This is a genomic window from Phocaeicola sp., assembly GCF_048170425.1.
GTDB lineage: Bacteria > Bacteroidota > Bacteroidia > Bacteroidales > Bacteroidaceae > Phocaeicola.
Genome location: NZ_DBEXBB010000310.1, coordinates 1 through 16,787, shown reverse-complemented (window position 1 = coordinate 16,787; position 16,787 = coordinate 1). Strand labels below are relative to the sequence as shown.

The 16,787-nt window shown below is 40.6% G+C and carries 12 protein-coding genes; 6 read left to right on the top strand and 6 right to left on the bottom strand.

Annotation, left to right across the window (positions count from 1 at the left end):
• Positions 1 to 249: 249 nt before the first annotated feature.
• From ACMJ0U_RS11905 to ACMJ0U_RS11880, 6 genes are all read right to left on the bottom strand, one after another.
• Complete coding sequence (locus ACMJ0U_RS11905; protein ID WP_417130108.1) at positions 250 to 1,248, bottom strand: MBL fold metallo-hydrolase; 999 nt, start codon at positions 1,246 to 1,248, stop codon at positions 250 to 252.
• Between the two features lie 11 nt (positions 1,249 to 1,259).
• The gene (locus ACMJ0U_RS11900; RefSeq protein WP_117700534.1) at positions 1,260 to 1,709 is read right to left on the bottom strand and encodes a hypothetical protein; all 450 of its coding nucleotides are present in this window, start codon (positions 1,707 to 1,709) and stop codon (positions 1,260 to 1,262) included.
• A 59-nt stretch (positions 1,710 to 1,768) separates the two neighbouring features.
• The gene (locus tag ACMJ0U_RS11895) at positions 1,769 to 2,758 is read right to left on the bottom strand and encodes a DUF6340 family protein (RefSeq protein WP_417130107.1); all 990 of its coding nucleotides are present in this window, start codon (positions 2,756 to 2,758) and stop codon (positions 1,769 to 1,771) included.
• Between the two features lie 145 nt (positions 2,759 to 2,903).
• Positions 2,904 to 6,200: a preprotein translocase subunit SecA gene (secA, locus tag ACMJ0U_RS11890; RefSeq protein ID WP_417130106.1), complete on the bottom strand. Its 3,297-nt coding sequence runs from the start codon at positions 6,198 to 6,200 to the stop codon at positions 2,904 to 2,906.
• 89 nt (positions 6,201 to 6,289) lie between these two features.
• Positions 6,290 to 7,873: an alkaline phosphatase family protein gene (locus tag ACMJ0U_RS11885; RefSeq protein ID WP_417130105.1), complete on the bottom strand. Its 1,584-nt coding sequence runs from the start codon at positions 7,871 to 7,873 to the stop codon at positions 6,290 to 6,292.
• Positions 7,870 to 9,081 (bottom strand): DUF4105 domain-containing protein, encoded by a 1,212-nt coding sequence (locus ACMJ0U_RS11880; protein ID WP_417130104.1) that lies wholly within the window; start codon positions 9,079 to 9,081, stop codon positions 7,870 to 7,872. Before ACMJ0U_RS11880 ends, ACMJ0U_RS11885 begins: the two co-directional genes overlap by 4 nt.
• A 180-nt stretch (positions 9,082 to 9,261) precedes the next feature.
• Here ACMJ0U_RS11880 and ACMJ0U_RS11875 point away from each other — a divergent pair, with 180 nt between their 5' ends.
• The 6 genes from ACMJ0U_RS11875 (at position 9,262) to ACMJ0U_RS11850 (ending at position 16,782) form a co-directional block, all read left to right on the top strand.
• A complete protein-coding gene (locus ACMJ0U_RS11875; protein WP_417130109.1) occupies positions 9,262 to 9,987 on the top strand; it encodes a type III pantothenate kinase in 726 nt (241 codons plus the stop codon).
• On the top strand, positions 9,977 to 11,248 hold the full coding sequence (locus tag ACMJ0U_RS11870) for a hypothetical protein (RefSeq protein WP_417130103.1): 1,272 nt from the start codon (positions 9,977 to 9,979) through the stop codon (positions 11,246 to 11,248). The genes ACMJ0U_RS11875 and ACMJ0U_RS11870 overlap by 11 nt, the downstream gene beginning before the upstream one ends.
• A 39-nt stretch (positions 11,249 to 11,287) precedes the next feature.
• Complete coding sequence (locus ACMJ0U_RS11865; protein WP_417130102.1) at positions 11,288 to 12,649, top strand: tetratricopeptide repeat protein; 1,362 nt, start codon at positions 11,288 to 11,290, stop codon at positions 12,647 to 12,649.
• Positions 12,650 to 12,653: 4 nt separating this feature from the next.
• Positions 12,654 to 13,274 (top strand): LPS export ABC transporter periplasmic protein LptC, encoded by a 621-nt coding sequence (lptC, locus tag ACMJ0U_RS11860; RefSeq protein WP_007561563.1) that lies wholly within the window; start codon positions 12,654 to 12,656, stop codon positions 13,272 to 13,274.
• A gap of 10 nt (positions 13,275 to 13,284) precedes the next feature.
• A complete protein-coding gene (locus tag ACMJ0U_RS11855; protein ID WP_417130101.1) occupies positions 13,285 to 14,541 on the top strand; it encodes a hemolysin family protein in 1,257 nt (418 codons plus the stop codon).
• Between the two features lie 102 nt (positions 14,542 to 14,643).
• Positions 14,644 to 16,782: a peptidylprolyl isomerase gene (locus tag ACMJ0U_RS11850; protein WP_417130100.1), complete on the top strand. Its 2,139-nt coding sequence runs from the start codon at positions 14,644 to 14,646 to the stop codon at positions 16,780 to 16,782.
• Positions 16,783 to 16,787 lie beyond the last annotated feature (5 nt).

The following is a 16,787-nucleotide window of genomic DNA, read 5'->3' as shown; positions in this document are numbered from 1 at the left end:
TTCCGGAACGTCATGTCCAACAGATAGGACTATATGAAAAAACACAGAAAAAGGGCAATAATAATGGCATATAAAGTGATTATACTCTATCGACTTTATATGCCATCTTACTTTTAGGGACATTTACTGAATATCCCTATTATGATTCGAAAATAAAACAATTGACAATAGAAAGTCCGGAAATCTATTTTCTGACAACATGCAGAAGATAAGATTTCCGGATTTTTTTATTTTCTTTACTATATAATTTTATCGAATCGGTTGCAACTTGATAATTTCCCCTAATTCAGGAATAATGACCGGCATGCCGCGTTTCTTGGCTTCTGCTGCAAACATATGAGGAGGATCAAACAAGGGTTCATCTGAAAGATCAAAAGTGCCATAATGCATCGGGATGGTCATTCTTGCATGCAAATCGGCCGAAGCAGTCAATGCATCGTATGGAGATATGTGATTCGGCTTCATAAACCAGCGCGGTTTGTAGGCTCCAATTCCTATCATGCAATAATCTATATGAGAAAAGAATCCAGCAATTTCTTCAAAATGCCGGGCATATCCGGTATCTCCACTATTATAGATGGTAATACCATCTCCCTGAATCATAAATGAGCCCCACAAACGCTCTCCTCCATCACTCACGCCACGTTTGCTCCAGTGCTGGGCAGGCAAAAAAGTCAAGCAGAAATCGCCATCAACATACTGTTCATACCATGCAGCTTCTATCACTTCAAGATTAGGAAACCAGCTTTTAATCAAAGCACCCGTATTCAAACCACAAAAAAGTTTAAGCTGAGGGTTATCCGCTACCAGACGTGCCACACTCGGTTTATCCAAATGGTCAAAATGATCGTGACTAATAAGCAGATAGTCTATCTGGCGAAAAATAGACGGATCGGCAGGAAACTGACTCCGGCGCTTTACAAACGGGATACTCCCATATACAGGATCAATCATCAAGCGTTTTCCGCCTAGTTGAAGAAAAAAAGAGTTATGTCCCAACCATATCAATGAGTTACCCACCACTTTTTCCAAGGAAGTGAGGTAATGCACTTTGGGGTTCCATTTGATTGTACGCTTCTCTTTCCGCTGGGGATTAGGAGAGAATCGCCATTTCAGGACACTTCCCATCCCCGGTTTCCAACGATGCTGACGGTTAAAAAATTTGCCATTCACGGTCGGATTCCCTCTCCAATGAGGGTGTATGCTTCGCAACCCCTCATTGCGGCGGAATGTGATTCGCTCTCCCATTCTATCGGAATTTAACGTTCCAACAAATCCTTCAAAAAGGCATCCAATTCTTCATCCAACCCTTTTAGCAGCTCATCATTCAGCAACAAGGTCTCATCTTCGTCCACAAGAAGCAGTTCGGCTACCGTCTCTTTGTCTTCGTCTACCAGCACAAAAGAGTAAGGCTTCATCAGACAAAGCTTCTCCAGTTTTCCGCTCTCTTTCAGCGCCTCAACCTCTGCACGAAGAATCGGTTCTACTACAGTATAGAAATCATCACTCTCATATTCTACCCATTCATTGATAATCGTACGCGACAATTCCTGATCGTCATCGTCGAAAATAATCAGCTCACCACTTTCTGAGTTTGGTTGCAAATGAATATCTGTAACGACCGTTTCATCTCCTTCTGATGCATACCGACAAAGGGCTGTTTTCAGAGCCGAGACTATTGAAGCACGTGATTGTTCACTCATTTTCATAGGCTATATTCTTTTTATGTACTCAAATGTACAAAAAAAATGAATCGGACAAGATATTATTAATTGATTTTGTTTCCAAAACGAGCCATTTGAAGGTTCAGCAACTGAAAATCTTTGGCGCGTTCCTGCAATACTGTAGAATAAAAGAGTGCAGCACGTTCTTCTTCCGAACCTTTAGATGCACAACTTTTTGCTTTTTCAATCCAAGAAACAGCCTCATCCATCAATCCCTGTACCTCACAGGCTAAAGCCATATTGAAAGCAGCACGTGATTTCAATTTTCCCTTTTTCAATGAGTCGTACAAGTTCTTCCACAAACGGCCTGCTTCCTGCCAGTCTCCTTCTCGTAATGAAACTGCTGCATCACGCATGTTGGGATTTCCTCCATCAAAATAAATTCGTTCTACATTCTTCCAATGAGGAACTAACTGGTTAACAAGCGTAACACCGGTATGTTGAGAAGCTTCTTTCACTACATCATGGTCAGATAACATAGGAGTTAAATCCCATAACATACTATCCACCTTACTGATAGTCACCACAGGCATTACCCTAGAAGGAATGTATGCACGTACCACCGGACGGATTTTCAAATCAAAAGCAGCAAAAGGGGAGATTAAACCCGGATAGTAGATTTCTTTCTTTCCGGTCAACAATTGAATTCTGTCCACAGAAAGAATCATATCGACCCCAAGTACTTGAGTTAAACTGTCTACCACCGGCTGAGGCAGGATTTCTCCTCTTGTCAATTCCTGCGTAATTGCTGAATCTGAAATAACTACCTGATAGAAATAACGACTATCAGCCAGTCCTCCAGCCAAACTTTCCGACAAGACCTTCCCATCTCCTTCCAATCGGCCCAATGTCAATAAATCCTTTTTAGGGAAAGGTATAGCAGGGGCATGGTTCACTACTGCCACCGTACGAACCTGCTCAGGAAAAGTAACCTCTGCAGGATATAACTGATCAAATGTAAAAGACTGAAGTCCTCCACAAGAAACCAGCATGGTAGCTGCTAAAAGGATTCCGGCCATAATGTATTTCTTCATAATTCACTACTTTTATGTACGCAAACAAAAATAATAAATAAAAAAGACACGGATTCCATCGTTTTCACAGATTATTCTAAATTAAGAAATAAAAATCTGCAAACGGTGAAAACCGTGTCTGTAAATATCTCAGTCAAATGCTCAATCAGGCATTTTTCCCATGACAGTTCTTATATTTCAATCCGCTTCCGCAAGGGCATGGATCATTACGACCCACCGTCTTTTCTGCACGATAAGGTTCTTGTTTCTGTTCGCGAGTATCACGACTCGCAGCTTCACGCTGGTTCGGATCACTTAAATCCTGTTTCTCTTCGCGATACTGCTGACGGGGAGTCTGAGGCTCTGGAGCAGCTTCACGCACTTGTTCCGGCTCCTGTACCGGTATCTGACCACGCATCAATACAGAAATGGTGTTGTTGTTAATCTTATTGACCATGTTATCAAACAAATTCACAGATTCCAGTTTGAAAATCAACAGTGGGTCTTTCTGCTCATAACTTGCGTTCTGCACAGAATGCTTCAGTTCATCCAGTTCACGCAAGTTTTCTTTCCAAGCATCGTCAATTGTATGCAACAAGATGGCTTTTTCAAACGACTTCACAATTTCTTTTGATTCGCTTTCATATGCTGCTTTCAGATTTACTGAAATATTATACATACGCTTACCATCAGTGATAGGTATCATAATGTTTTCATACATGTGGCCCTGAGCCTCATATACCTGCTTGATAACCGGATTAGCAATCTGAGCCATGCGTTCAGTCTTACGTTTGAACAATGCCATAGCCTCCTGGAAAGTCTGTTCAGCCAAATCATCTTTCTTTTTAGAGCGGAAGTCTTCTTCTGTAAACGGAGCTTCCATAGCCAATACCTGAAGAATTTCCATCTTGGCATCATCATAAGTCGGTTGCTGTACAGCATTGTAACAACGATCCCAAATCATGTCTACAATATCCATTCCAATACGTTCTCCCATAAGTGCATGGCGGCGCTTAGTATAAACAACTGTACGTTGTTTGTTCATTACGTCATCATATTCCAACAGACGTTTACGGATACCAAAGTTGTTTTCTTCCACCTTCTTCTGCGCACGTTCAATGGAGTTAGAAATCATCTTGTGTTCAATCATTTCTCCTTCCTTGAATCCCAGTTTATCCATTACGGTAGCAATACGGTCGGATGAGAACAGACGCATCAAATCGTCTTCCAAGGAAACAAAGAAGACAGAAGAGCCCGGGTCTCCCTGACGTCCGGCACGACCACGCAGCTGGCGGTCTACACGACGTGATTCGTGACGCTCTGTACCAATAATAGCCAAACCACCGGCAGCTTTCACTTCTGCACTCAACTTAATATCAGTACCTCGACCGGCCATGTTCGTAGCAATAGTTACCGTGGAACTCTGACCTGCCTTCGCAACAATTTCAGCTTCCTTCTGGTGTAACTTCGCATTCAAGACATTATGCTCAATCTTACGCAGGGTAAGCATCTTGCTCAACATTTCAGAAATTTCTACTGAAGTAGTACCTACCAGCACCGGACGACCAGCCTGTACCATCTTCTCAATTTCTTCGATTACGGCTTTATATTTCTCACGTTTCGTTTTATAAACGCGGTCATTCATATCGATACGGGCAATCGGACGGTTTGTCGGAATCACCACTACATCCAGCTTATAGATATCCCAGAACTCTCCTGCTTCTGTTTCTGCAGTACCGGTCATACCAGACAATTTATGGTACATACGGAAGTAGTTCTGTAAGGTGATAGTTGCAAAAGTCTGTGTAGCAGCTTCTACCTTCACACCTTCCTTAGCTTCTACAGCCTGGTGCAAACCATCGCTCCAACGACGGCCATCCATGATACGTCCGGTCTGTTCGTCTACAATCTTCACCTGACCATCCATTACCACATAGTCTGTATCTTTTTCGAACATGGTATATGCCTTCAACAGCTGGTTGATGGTATGTACGCGTTCTGCTTTAATAGCGTAATTGGTCATCAGTTCATCTTTCTTAGCCAGACGTTCTTCATCAGACAGCCCTTTCTGATTTTCAAGTTCAGACAACTGAGCCGCAATATCAGGAAGTACGAACAAGGTAGGATCCTGTGAGTTACCAGTAATCAGGTCTACACCTTTATCTGTCAAATCTACACTCTTCAGTTTTTCATCGATCACAAAATACAAAGGCTCTACCGCTTCCGGCATACGCTTGTTATTCTGTTCCATGTAGATTTCTTCTGTCTTCAGCATACCAGCCTTGATACCCGGTTCGCTCAAGAACTTAATCAACGGCTTGTTTTTAGGCAATGCCTTATGGCTACGGAAAAGGGCAAGGAAACCTGCTTCCTGATCGTCCTTCTTATCTGAAGCAATCAAACGTTTAGCATCGGCCAGATACTGGGTAGCCAGTTTACGCTGTGCTTCTACCAGACGCTCTACCAACGGACGAAGTACTTCAAATAATTGCTGGTCGCCTTTGGGCACCGGCCCAGAAATAATCAACGGCGTACGCGCATCATCTATCAATACTGAATCCACCTCATCGACAATGGCATAATTATGTTTGCGCTGTACCAAATCCTTCGGAGAAACGGCCATATTATCACGCAAATAATCGAAACCGAATTCATTATTGGTACCAAAAGTAATATCTGCCATATAGGCGCGACGACGGGCTTCTGAATTAGGCTGATGCTTGTCAATACAATCAACACTCAGCCCATGGAACATATAGAGGGGACCCATCCATTCAGAGTCACGCTTTGCCAAATAATCATTGACAGTTACCACATGTACTCCATTACCAGTTAAGGCATTCAAGAATACCGGAAGCGTTGCTACCAAAGTCTTACCTTCACCGGTTGCCATTTCCGCAATCTTACCCTGATGCAATACCACACCACCAAACAATTGTACATCGTAATGTACCATGTTCCAGGTCATTTCGTTTCCACCCGCTTTCCAATGGTTCTTCCAGATAGCCTTGTCACCTTCAATGCGAACAAAATCACGTCCTTGTGCAGCAAGTTCACGGTCAAAATCGCTGGCTGTAACTTCCAGCTCTTCACTCTCTGCCAAACGGCGAGCTGTATCCTTTACAATAGAAAAAGCAGTCGGCAACACTTCACTAAGTGCTTTTTCATATTTTTCCAAAACTTCTTTCTCTAGCTTATCAATCTGCGAGAAAATACTCTCACGTTTTTCCAAGTCAGTAGATTCAATCGTTGCCTTCAGTTCTTCAATCTTTTTATTTTCCTCTGCGGCTGAATCCTTGATAAACTTCTTCAATTCTTCTGTTTTCGCACGTAGTTCATCGTTCGTCAATTTGGAAATTTCCGGATACACGGCTTTTACCTTTTCTACCCACGGCTGAATTTCCTTCATGTCACGAGTCGCCTTGTTTCCGAACAGCTTGCTTATAAATTCATTAAATCCCATTGTATATTTCTTTTTATTATTTACTAATTAAATATTTTTTAATCCTACCGCTACAAAGATAGGTAAATTACGAATTATTCGCATAATATTTATTTACGAATATTAATCATTGGAGCATCTGAGCAAGCATTTGGCGCCCGTATGCGCATAAAATGAGCTAAAGTAGGTACTATTGAAGTAATTTTCACCGGAGAATAAAGCTTTTCAGGCTTTACATCAAATCCCATAAACACAAGCGGAGCTGCAGTATATGCTTCACGTACCACTTCAATTTTTTGAGAATATTCATTAACGACAGACCACCCCGGCATTACTTCAATATAAATGTCACCCGAGCAATTTGGATTATATGTATTTCGAATTTTTCCAATCTTCGGAGTCCAGGCTCCCAAAAGTAAACGCTGTGCTGAATAAGCATTCTGTACCCCGCTCATTTGCACCACAAACTCCGAAGAACGTGTCATAACTTCCACCAAATTCAGTTTACGTTCTTCTATCAACTTATGATTCAAATAAATCTGTCGGTCATAATAGGCCTCCACATATTGACCTTGCCCATAAAGAGCCATTAAATACATGTTCAGCAAAGCTGCACAGCGCTTAATATGAAATTCTCCACCAGGAATCTTGTATTTAACCGGATCCACAGGTCCCGGATCGGTATAACCTGTAGAAGTAATGAAGAACAAGGTATTACGAAGCCCGATCTTACGGTCTATCAAATCCAGCAAATCTCCAATACTATTATCCAGACGGACATACATATCTTGTATCTCCATCGCATATTCCGTATTAGGTTTATGATCATAATTCCCTGCATAATAAGACAAAGTAAGCAAATCTGGAGCTGCATCCTGACCAATTTGCGTATTGCTTAAACATGCATTCACCAAACGATTTACCTCGTCATTTATATATGGACTTGTTTTAAACTTCTTATATTTATCCAGACGTTCATCCGAGAAGTTATGCTTAAAACTAAGTTGCTTGGTTTCTGTTGTGATATACTGATAAGAAGTTACCGGCAAATAAGGTAACCACTCCAAATTATTAATCCGAAAATCCAGTCCTTCCCTGTCATTATAATTACTTACCCACAACGGACAATCTCCATAATAAGTTGTTCCCGCCCATTTTCCTGTTTCATCATTCAACCAAAAAGCCCCATTTGCCGCATGCCCTGCCGCCAAAACAGCCATTTCACGAGTTGGAGCAATAGAATAGACTTCAGCCCGTCCCTGAGTAGCAACCTTCAATTCATCCGACAAAGTAGAGCAACGTAACAACTTAGCCGAAGAGTTTTCAGAGGTATATACCCCCATAAAATCCTGGTCATCTACCGATTTTATAATCCGTAAAGACCCGCGATCCATCCACCGATTAGAAGGTATACCATTATAATAAGGTGTAGTACCTGTATAAATCGAAGCTGTCGCCGACGAACGGTCAACATTGATAAAATCATATTCCGCATTGGTATATATACGCCCCTCTTTTAAAAGGCGTTTAAACCCTCTTTCCCCATACAAGGCAGAAAAAGCTTCTATGTAATCTGCCCTCAACTGGTCAATCGTCAACCCCACCACCAATTTTGGAACCGGAGAAGGAGCTTGCGCCTGAATTCCAGAAATAACAAATACAGTCAATAGAGATGTCAGTATACGTTCTTTCATTGCTTTTTATTCAATACTAATACATGGCTTGCAGCATTTACCAGCAAACCGAGTGCCAAAGGTAATACTGTTAAATTAAAATCTTGCGGTAAAAACGGGAATAGCACTATAAAAAGTGTTAAATACACAAGATTGCAAGTATGATACAAGTCTTTTTTATGTTTTAACTCACGATAAATCATAAAAGGCAGGTAAAATAATGGCAACGGATTAAACAAGACCAGCAACCAATTTGAACCTACAGTCGGATGAGAAGAAACGAAAAACAAGAAAGCAATAATACAGCCGGCTATTCCTTGAACTGCATACAATAATATATCCCACCCCCAGAAGATCATTTGCTTCTTCCACTGGAAAAATCCGATAATTACATTCAAAAGCAAAAATAAAGTAGCAGCTACCATCGGGCTTATTCCCCAGGAAGATTCTGCTTCCAGTTCTGCATCCACAATCTTTTCCTCGCGCAAGACCAAAGGCCGTCTGCCGCCATCAGGAGTTTGAATGTATGCATCCTGAGCAAAATAACGCATATAAAACGGAGCAAACATTTGCTGCCTTATATCTATCGGCTTATCAGCTTCCGCTCCAAGACATAAATCTATACCCAACTCATCCCACGGAGAACCTTTTGTAAATTCATGCACAATCCCTCTGAAAGTTTTATGCCAGTCTACGGAAGGATACACAACTTTTCCCTGAATACTTCTTTCTATCTGATCACGAGCGCGAGTCGTACAATTATCATAAAAATAATTATAACGATAAATCCTGTTTTCCGGAAGATAATTATCCTGAAGTAATTTCAGCAAAGATATTTTCTCCAAGTTTGTCAAATTCAGGACCTGCTGATAAACGGAAGAACCCCTGAATGCATATTCCGATTCAAAATAAGGGTAAGGTGTAATTCCTAACTGATAGTCCGTTTCACCTTTTACAAAGCGATATAAAAAATGCGGCGTATTGAAACTAAACATACCGTAATTAAATACCAAGTCTACCCCTCTGGAAAAATTCTGATAACGAATAGCTGTATGACCAAAAAGCGCATAGATTTCATTGCCCGGCGCACAAGTCAGCAAACTAAACTGAATGCTATCGGTTTGCGGCATTCTTTCCATATTATCCGAAATTTCTCCATTAACCCTCACCGGAGAAAAAAGGCAACTTATCAAGACCACCCAACACAGAAAAACAAACTTCCTTTTCATAAACAAATGCAAATATCAACCAGATACCAACACATTCTGAAGTATCTGAATAATTCATAATATTTTTCCGCATGCAAAAATACATGGATTCTACCATAAGAGCGAAATAAATAATCAGTTTTATTGATGTACATATCCAAAATTTTGTCTTACTTTGCAGACGAAACAAAGATGAAAAACGTGAATTTAGTAATTGATATCGGTAATACTGTAGCAAAACTGGCAGTATTTGATGGTGATAAAGTGGTGGAGGTTTTAAGAGGGTCCAATCATTCGCTGGACTGGCTGTCAATGTTATGCAACAAATATCCAATTGAAAGAGGTATCATAGCATCGGTTATAACACTCAGCAACACCATACGACGCCAATTGGCGGGTGTGTCATTTGAAATCATTGAGTTGAACCACTTGACTCCTATTCCCATCCACAATTTATACAAAACGCCCGAAACTTTGGGCATGGATCGACTAGCTGCCGTAGTGGGTGCCAACTACCTTTCGCCTGGAAGAAATCTACTGGTAGTAGATGCAGGAACCGCACTGACTTACGAGTTTATAGATGCAGAGGGGAATTACTGGGGAGGAAATATTTCACCCGGAATATATACTCGTTTTAAGACGCTGAACGCCTGTTGCGATAAGCTTCCTTTGATTGAAAGAAAAGGCGAGACACCCGAATTTGGATTTGACACGGAGACTGCAATCCGCGCCGGAGTCATCAGAGGTATCGAATTCGAAATCATCGGCTATATTACCCTGCTACAAAAGAAATATCCCGACCTTTTGGTTTTTTTAACTGGAGGAGATAAATTTTCTTTTGATACAAATTTAAAAAGTATCATCTTTGCAGATAGATTTTTAGTATTGAAAGGTTTAAACAGAATATTGAATTATAATGTTAAGTAAAAAAATATTTGTTGGTTCATGGCTTTTAGCTACCTCTACAATGGTATGTGCACAAATAAGCACTAACTCACCTTATACGCGTTACGGACTCGGAGACATGTTCGACCAGAGCTTTACAAACAATGCAGCAATGGGAGGAGTAGGATATGCACTCCGAACACCTGAGCATATAAACGCCATGAATCCAGCTTCTTATACAGCTGTTGATTCTCTTTCTTTTATTTTTGATGCCGGAATGTCTTTAAAAAGTTCCAACTTCCAAGAAGGGAAATATAAAGCCAACGCCAAAAACTCCAGTTTTGATTATATCGGAATGCAGTTTCGCTTGCATCCCAGACTGGGTATGACGATTGGATATACCCCTTTTTCTACAGTCGGATATAATTTTACCCGTTCAAAAGAAATAGAAAATAGCAATGACGTAACAATATCCAATAATTTCTATGGTGATGGAGGTTTACAACAAATTTTTGGAGGATTGGGATTCAAGATTTTGAACAACCTGTCTATCGGAGCCAATATTGGTTATTTGTATGGTAAACTGAATTACCAGACGACAGCGACCCTCAGTAATGGAGGTGACCAAACCATAACTTACAATACTTTATCTATCAGCAGTTACAATGCTAGTTTTGGCCTTCAATACACTCAGCCTATAAATAAACAAAATGAACTGACATTAGGTCTTACTTATAGTTTGGGACATACTTTAAATGGACATGATACGCAAGGTACGCAGATTACCAATGGTTCGAACTACTCTGTAGTAAATCAAGAACAAATTAATGATTCCTACGGAATTCCTCATATATATGGAGGAGGTTTAGCTTGGAAGTATAAAAAAAATTTGACAGTAGAAGCTGATTATACACTGCAAAAATGGAGCGGAGTAAAATACAACAATCGAACAGATTTATATCAGGACCGCTCTAAAGTAGCTATCGGAGCAGAATTTTTACCACAAGAATTCGGGCGAAGCTATTTTAGCCGCATACGCTATAGAGCAGGTGTTTATTATGCAAACTCGAATCTTCAAATACCAGTGTCACAAAATATGATAGATGGTCCTAAAGAATATGGTGTAAGTATCGGATTAGGTTTACCTTTAAAACTATACCAACGAAACAGTGTACTAAGCATTACCGGTCAGTACATTCATGCCACCCCTTCTGTAAGCGACATGTTATCGGAAAACCGATTTGTCTTAAAAATAGGATTGACATTCAACGAACATTGGTTCATGAAATGGAGAGTAAATTAATATGAAAATAAACACAATGAACAACTAATCTTACATACGATGAAAATGAAAATGTTTACAATGCTGTGTGCTTTATCTTTGGGTACCACAGCAACTTTCGCTCAGAAAGGTGTAGAAGACGGATCTCGTTTCGGACATGGAGAAGACAGTATCCGTTGTTTGCAGAACATCAGTATTTACAGTGAATACGTAAAAACTGACAACTTTACAGATGCATACAAGCCTTGGATGGCTGTATTTACAGAAGCCCCTTTAGCTCAGGTAAGTACTTATACAAACGGAGCTAAGATTTTACGTGCTTTAATTGCCAGCTCTAAAGATGCTGCTCAGCAGAAAAAGTATCTGGATGAATTGATGGCTGTACATGACCAACGTATCAAGTACCTTGACGGATTGAACCAGTTGGTAAAAACTCCTACAACAAAAGGTTCCATCCTTGGTATGAAAGCTCATGACTACATCATCTTCTCAGGTGCTAATGTAGACGTAAACAAGGCTTACCAAATGATTAAAGAAGCTGTTGATTTGGAAAAAGCTACATCTGATTATTTCATGTTCCAGGATTTGATGGACATCTCTGCTCGCAAATTAAAGAGTGATGACACTCATAAAGAACAGTTTATCCAAGACTACCTGACAGCATCAGGTTATGCAGATGAAGCTCTGAAAGCAGCTACTAAAGAAAGAGATAAAAAACTGCTGAAAACAGCAAAAGACAATGTTGATGCTTATTTCATCAACAGTGGTGCTGCCAGCTGCGAAAACCTGCAGGCTATCTATGGCCCGAAAGTAAGTCAGAATAAGACAAACTTGGAATACCTGAAACAAGTGATTAATGTAATGCAGATGCTGAAATGTACAGAAGAAGAAGCTTATTTCGTTGCTTCTGAAGCTGCACATGCAATGGAACCTACAGCTGCAACAGCTGCTGGATGTGCTTACATGTACTACAAAAAAGGTGACTTGGACAAGAGCGTACAGTACTTTGACCAGGCTATCGAACTGGAGCAGGAAGCTGAAAAGAAAGCAGACTATGCATACAGTGCAGCAGTGGTATTGTTCAGCAAGAAACAGTTGAGCAAAGCTAAACAATATGCAAACAAAGCTATTTCTTTCAACGGAAGCTATGGAAAGGCTTATATCCTGATTGCACAAATGTATGCATCAAGCCCGAACTGGAGCGACGAAGCAGCTTTGAACAAATGTACTTACTTTGCTGCTATCGATAAATTGCAGCGTGCAAAGAGTGTAGATCCCAGCGTAGCAGAAGAAGCTCAGAAGTTGATCAACACATATGCCGGACATACCCCGAAAGATGAAGACCTCTTCTTCCTTGGCTTGAAGAAAGGTAACTCTGTGACAATCGGTGGATGGATCGGAGAAACTACAACCATCAGATAAATATATGTCAGCCAAACTTAAAAAGCACATATATAGGCTATTTATTAACATAACAGTTGCCACATGGGCAACTGTTATGTTTCTTTTTGTTCCTGCATGCGGAAACAAAGAGAAACCTACTGCTGCAGCCGTAAAAGAAGGAGATTCTCTTCCCGACATGCGTACTACAGGAGTAACCACCCTCGTGTCTGACTCAGGAATGATCAGATACAAGATTATTACAGCAGAATGGCTTATCTACAGCCATCGGAATCCTCCATTCTGGGCGTTTGAAAAAGGAATCTATCTGGAGAAATTTGATAGCCTTTTCCATGTAGATGCAAGTATCAAAGCCGATACAGCTTATTACTACGAGCCCAAGAAACTATGGGAGCTACGTGGAAACGTCCATATTCAAAGCCAAAGAGGCGACAAATTCGACACGGAATTGATGTTTTGGGATCAAGGAAAAGAAAAAATCTATTCCGATAAATTTATCCGTATCGAACAAGTTGACAAGGTACTGACTGGATACGGTTTCGAATCCAATCAGCAAATGACCGAATACCAAATCTATAACAATACGGGAATCTTTACCGTTGAAGACAATGCTGTCCAGGCAGACAGCACACAAACTTCCAAATAAAACTATTAGTATGGAGCTTATCATCCAACTACTTATATCTATGGTGTTTTCTGCCTATTTCTCAGGTATGGAAATCGCCTTTGTTTCTTCCAACAAATTACGTTTTGAGATGGAAAAGACGAACAATGTATCGTCTTATATCCTTTCCGTATTCTACCGGCACTCAAATAATTTCATTTCCACCATGCTGGTAGGAAACAACATCGCATTGGTCATCTATGGTATTTTAATGGCTCAACTTATTGAACATTATATACTTGCAGATGTGATTTCAAATCAGGCATTGCTTGTTCCCATAGAAACCGTAATTTCCACATTGATTATTCTTGTCACCGGGGAATTTCTTCCCAAAACACTCTTCAAGATTAATCCCAACGCTACTCTGAAGTTTTTCAGCGTACCGACATTTGTATGCTACATCATACTCTACCCCATCAGCCGTTTCTCATCGCTGCTTTCAAGCGGTATTCTTCATCTTGTAGGAGTAAAGACAAATAAAGAAGACCGGGAAAAAGCATTTACCAAAGTCGATTTGGATTACTTTATCCAAAGCAGTATCGAAGAAGGCAAAGAGGGAGAAGAAATTGACAATGAAATCAAGATATTCCGCAATGCACTTGATTTCTCCAATGTCAAAATACGTGACTGCATGATTCCTCGAACTGAAATCATAGCTGTGGATTTTGAGACTCCGCTCACTGAACTCAAAAAGGTATTTATTGAAAATGGTATCAGCAAGATAATCGTTTACAAAGAAAATATTGACAACATTGTGGGATACATTCATTCATCTGAAATGTTCCGCAGCAACAACGAATGGCAAAACGGTATTCGTAGTATCCCCTTTGTGCCTGAAACAATGGCTGCCCACAAGTTGATGCGAATTTTCAAACAGCAAAAACGTTCACTGGCTGTAGTAGTAGACGAGTTTGGAGGCGTTTCAGGTATCGTAGCACTGGAAGATTTGATTGAAGAAATCCTAGGAGACATTGAAGATGAACATGATACCACATCCATCGTTGCCAAGCAAATATCAGATAACGAATACATCTTCTCCGGAAGAATAGATATAGAAAAAGCCAATGAAACCTTTGGCCTGAATCTGCCTGAGAGTGAAAACTACCAGACCATCGGCGGCCTTATTCTGAATGAATGTCAAAGCATACCCAAAGTAAACGACGTCATTCAGACTGAGAATTTTACCTTCAAAATTATCAAAGTAAGCGCCAATAAAATAGAATTGGTCAAACTGTTTACCACGAAATAAGCATTTTTTTGAGAGAAAATAGTGACTAAACAGTATTTTTTGTATCTTCGTGCGCTAATAACAGAACTATAAAAACAATAAACAAAAAAATAATAACTTTAAATGGCAACTTTACAAAAAATTCGAAGCAAAGGACCTTTGTTGGTCATCGTAATCGGTCTTGCCCTTTTTGCATTTATTGCCGGTGACGCATGGAAAGTACTCCAGCCGCACCAAGGTAAACAAGACGTAGGAGAAGTGAACGGGGAAGTTCTCAGTGCACAAGATTATCAGAAAATGGTGGACGAACTCAGTGAAGTCATCAAACTGACTAATGGATTGAATTCGCTGACAGAAGACCAGTTGAACAACGTGAAAGATCAGGTATGGCAAAGTTATGTCAACAACAAGCTGATTGCTGAACAGGCAGAAAAATTAGGCTTGAAAGTGACAGACGCTGAAATACAGGGCATCATTGACCAAGGCACACATCCGTTGCTGATGCAGACTCCTTTCCGCAATCCGCAGACTGGTATGTTCGATAAAGATATGTTGAAGAAATTCCTGATAGATTATGCAAATTTGAATGCAAGCCAAATGCCTGCACAGTATGTAGAATACTATCAAAAGATGGGTGCTTTCTGGCAGTTTGTAGAAAAGACTTTGGCACAAAGCACTTTGGCTGAAAAATATCAGAACCTGGTAGCAAAATCTTTGATTTCTAACCCTGTAGCTGCTGAAGATGCATTCAACTCACGCACAGAACAGAATGACCTGTTGTTAGCTGGTATACCTTACAGCTCTATCAATGATTCTACAGTTCAGGTTTCTGACAGTGAAATCAAAGACCGCTACAACGAAAAGAAAGAACAGTTCAAGCAGCTGGTAGAAACACGCGACATCCGTTACATCGACGTAAAAGTAGTTCCGTCTGATGCAGACCGTAAGGCTGTAGAAAAAGAAGTAACAGAATACAGCAACCAATTGGCTAGCACAACAGCTGATTTTGGAACTTTCGTTCGTTCTACAGGTTCTTCTGTAAATTACTCTGACGTTCCGGTAAGCAAATCCGTATTTCCTGCAGATGTAGCTTCACGCCTTGACTCTACGAATGTAAACGAAGTATACGGTCCTTACTACAATCAGACAGACGATTCATTCAATGCATTCAAGTTGCTTGCAAAAGTTTCTTCTCCTGACTCAATCCAGTTCCGTCAGATTCAGGTATATGCTGACACTGAAGAAAAGACAAAAACACTGGCCGACAGTATTTACAATGCATTGAAAGGTGGTGCTGACTTCGCAGCCGTAGCTAAGATTTACGGACAGACAGGTGAAGCAACTTGGGTAAATGCACAGAGCTGGGAGGGTTCTGAACTGGATGCAGACAACAGCAAGTTCATCAACACATTGTTGAACCAGCCTGTAAACGAACTGGCTAACCTCAACATGGGACAAGCTAACCTGATTCTGCAGGTAATGAACAAGAAGAGCATACAGACTAAATACAAAGTAGCTGTCGTTAAACGTGAAGTAGAATTCAGCAAAGAAACTTACAATGCAGCATACAACAAATTCAGCCAGTTTGTAGCACAGAACACTACTATCGACTCAATGGTGAAGAACGCAGAAGAAAGCGGTTATACACTGATGCCTCGCACAGACCTTTCAAGCGCAGAACACTATGTAGGTGGCGTACGTTCTACTCGTGAAGCACTGAAATGGATTTTTGCTGCGAAACCAGGTGAAGTTTCTCCGCTGTATGAATGTGGTGAAAACGACCATCTGATGGTAGTTGCTCTCGACAAGATTCATGAAGCCGGTTATCGTGACATCAACTCAGTAGCTGAAATGCTGAGAGCTGAAATCCGCCGCGACAAGAAAGCTGAAAAGATTATGGAAGAAATGAAGAAGTATAACTCCATTGCTCAGGTGAAGGGAATGAAGGATGCTGTAAGTGATTCTGTAAAACACGTTACATTCAGTGCTCCTGCTTACATTTCAGTTACACGCAGTAGCGAACCGGTTATCGGTGCTGTAGCCGCTAAAACAGCTGCCAACAAGGTAAGCGCACCTATCAAGGGTAATGGTGGAGTATACATGATTCAGGTATACGCAAAAGAAAAAGGAAGCGAGAAGTTTGATGCAAAACAAGAAGAAGCTACATTGACTAACATGGCTGAACGCATTGCAGGAAATCAGATTATCAATGATTTGTATCAGAAAGCAAAATATTTAGACCAGCGCTACCTCTTCTTCTAAAGCTT

Bases quoted from the DNA above. Each gene is read 5' to 3' on its own strand.
- ACMJ0U_RS11900 (WP_117700534.1), bottom strand. From the start codon at position 1,709: ATGAAAATGAGTGAACAATCACGTGCTTCAATAGTCTCGGCTCTGAAA.
- secA (WP_417130106.1), bottom strand. From the start codon at position 6,200: ATGGGATTTAATGAATTTATAAGCAAGCTGTTCGGAAACAAGGCGACT.
- ACMJ0U_RS11855 (WP_417130101.1), top strand. From the start codon at position 13,285: ATGGAGCTTATCATCCAACTACTTATATCTATGGTGTTTTCTGCCTAT.
- ACMJ0U_RS11870 (WP_417130103.1), top strand. From the start codon at position 9,977: ATGTTAAGTAAAAAAATATTTGTTGGTTCATGGCTTTTAGCTACCTCT.
- ACMJ0U_RS11865 (WP_417130102.1), top strand. From the start codon at position 11,288: ATGAAAATGAAAATGTTTACAATGCTGTGTGCTTTATCTTTGGGTACC.
- ACMJ0U_RS11895 (WP_417130107.1), bottom strand. From the start codon at position 2,758: ATGAAGAAATACATTATGGCCGGAATCCTTTTAGCAGCTACCATGCTG.
- lptC (WP_007561563.1), top strand. From the start codon at position 12,654: ATGTCAGCCAAACTTAAAAAGCACATATATAGGCTATTTATTAACATA.
- ACMJ0U_RS11880 (WP_417130104.1), bottom strand. From the start codon at position 9,081: ATGAAAAGGAAGTTTGTTTTTCTGTGTTGGGTGGTCTTGATAAGTTGC.
- ACMJ0U_RS11885 (WP_417130105.1), bottom strand. From the start codon at position 7,873: ATGAAAGAACGTATACTGACATCTCTATTGACTGTATTTGTTATTTCT.
- ACMJ0U_RS11850 (WP_417130100.1), top strand. From the start codon at position 14,644: ATGGCAACTTTACAAAAAATTCGAAGCAAAGGACCTTTGTTGGTCATC.
- ACMJ0U_RS11905 (WP_417130108.1), bottom strand. From the start codon at position 1,248: ATGGGAGAGCGAATCACATTCCGCCGCAATGAGGGGTTGCGAAGCATA.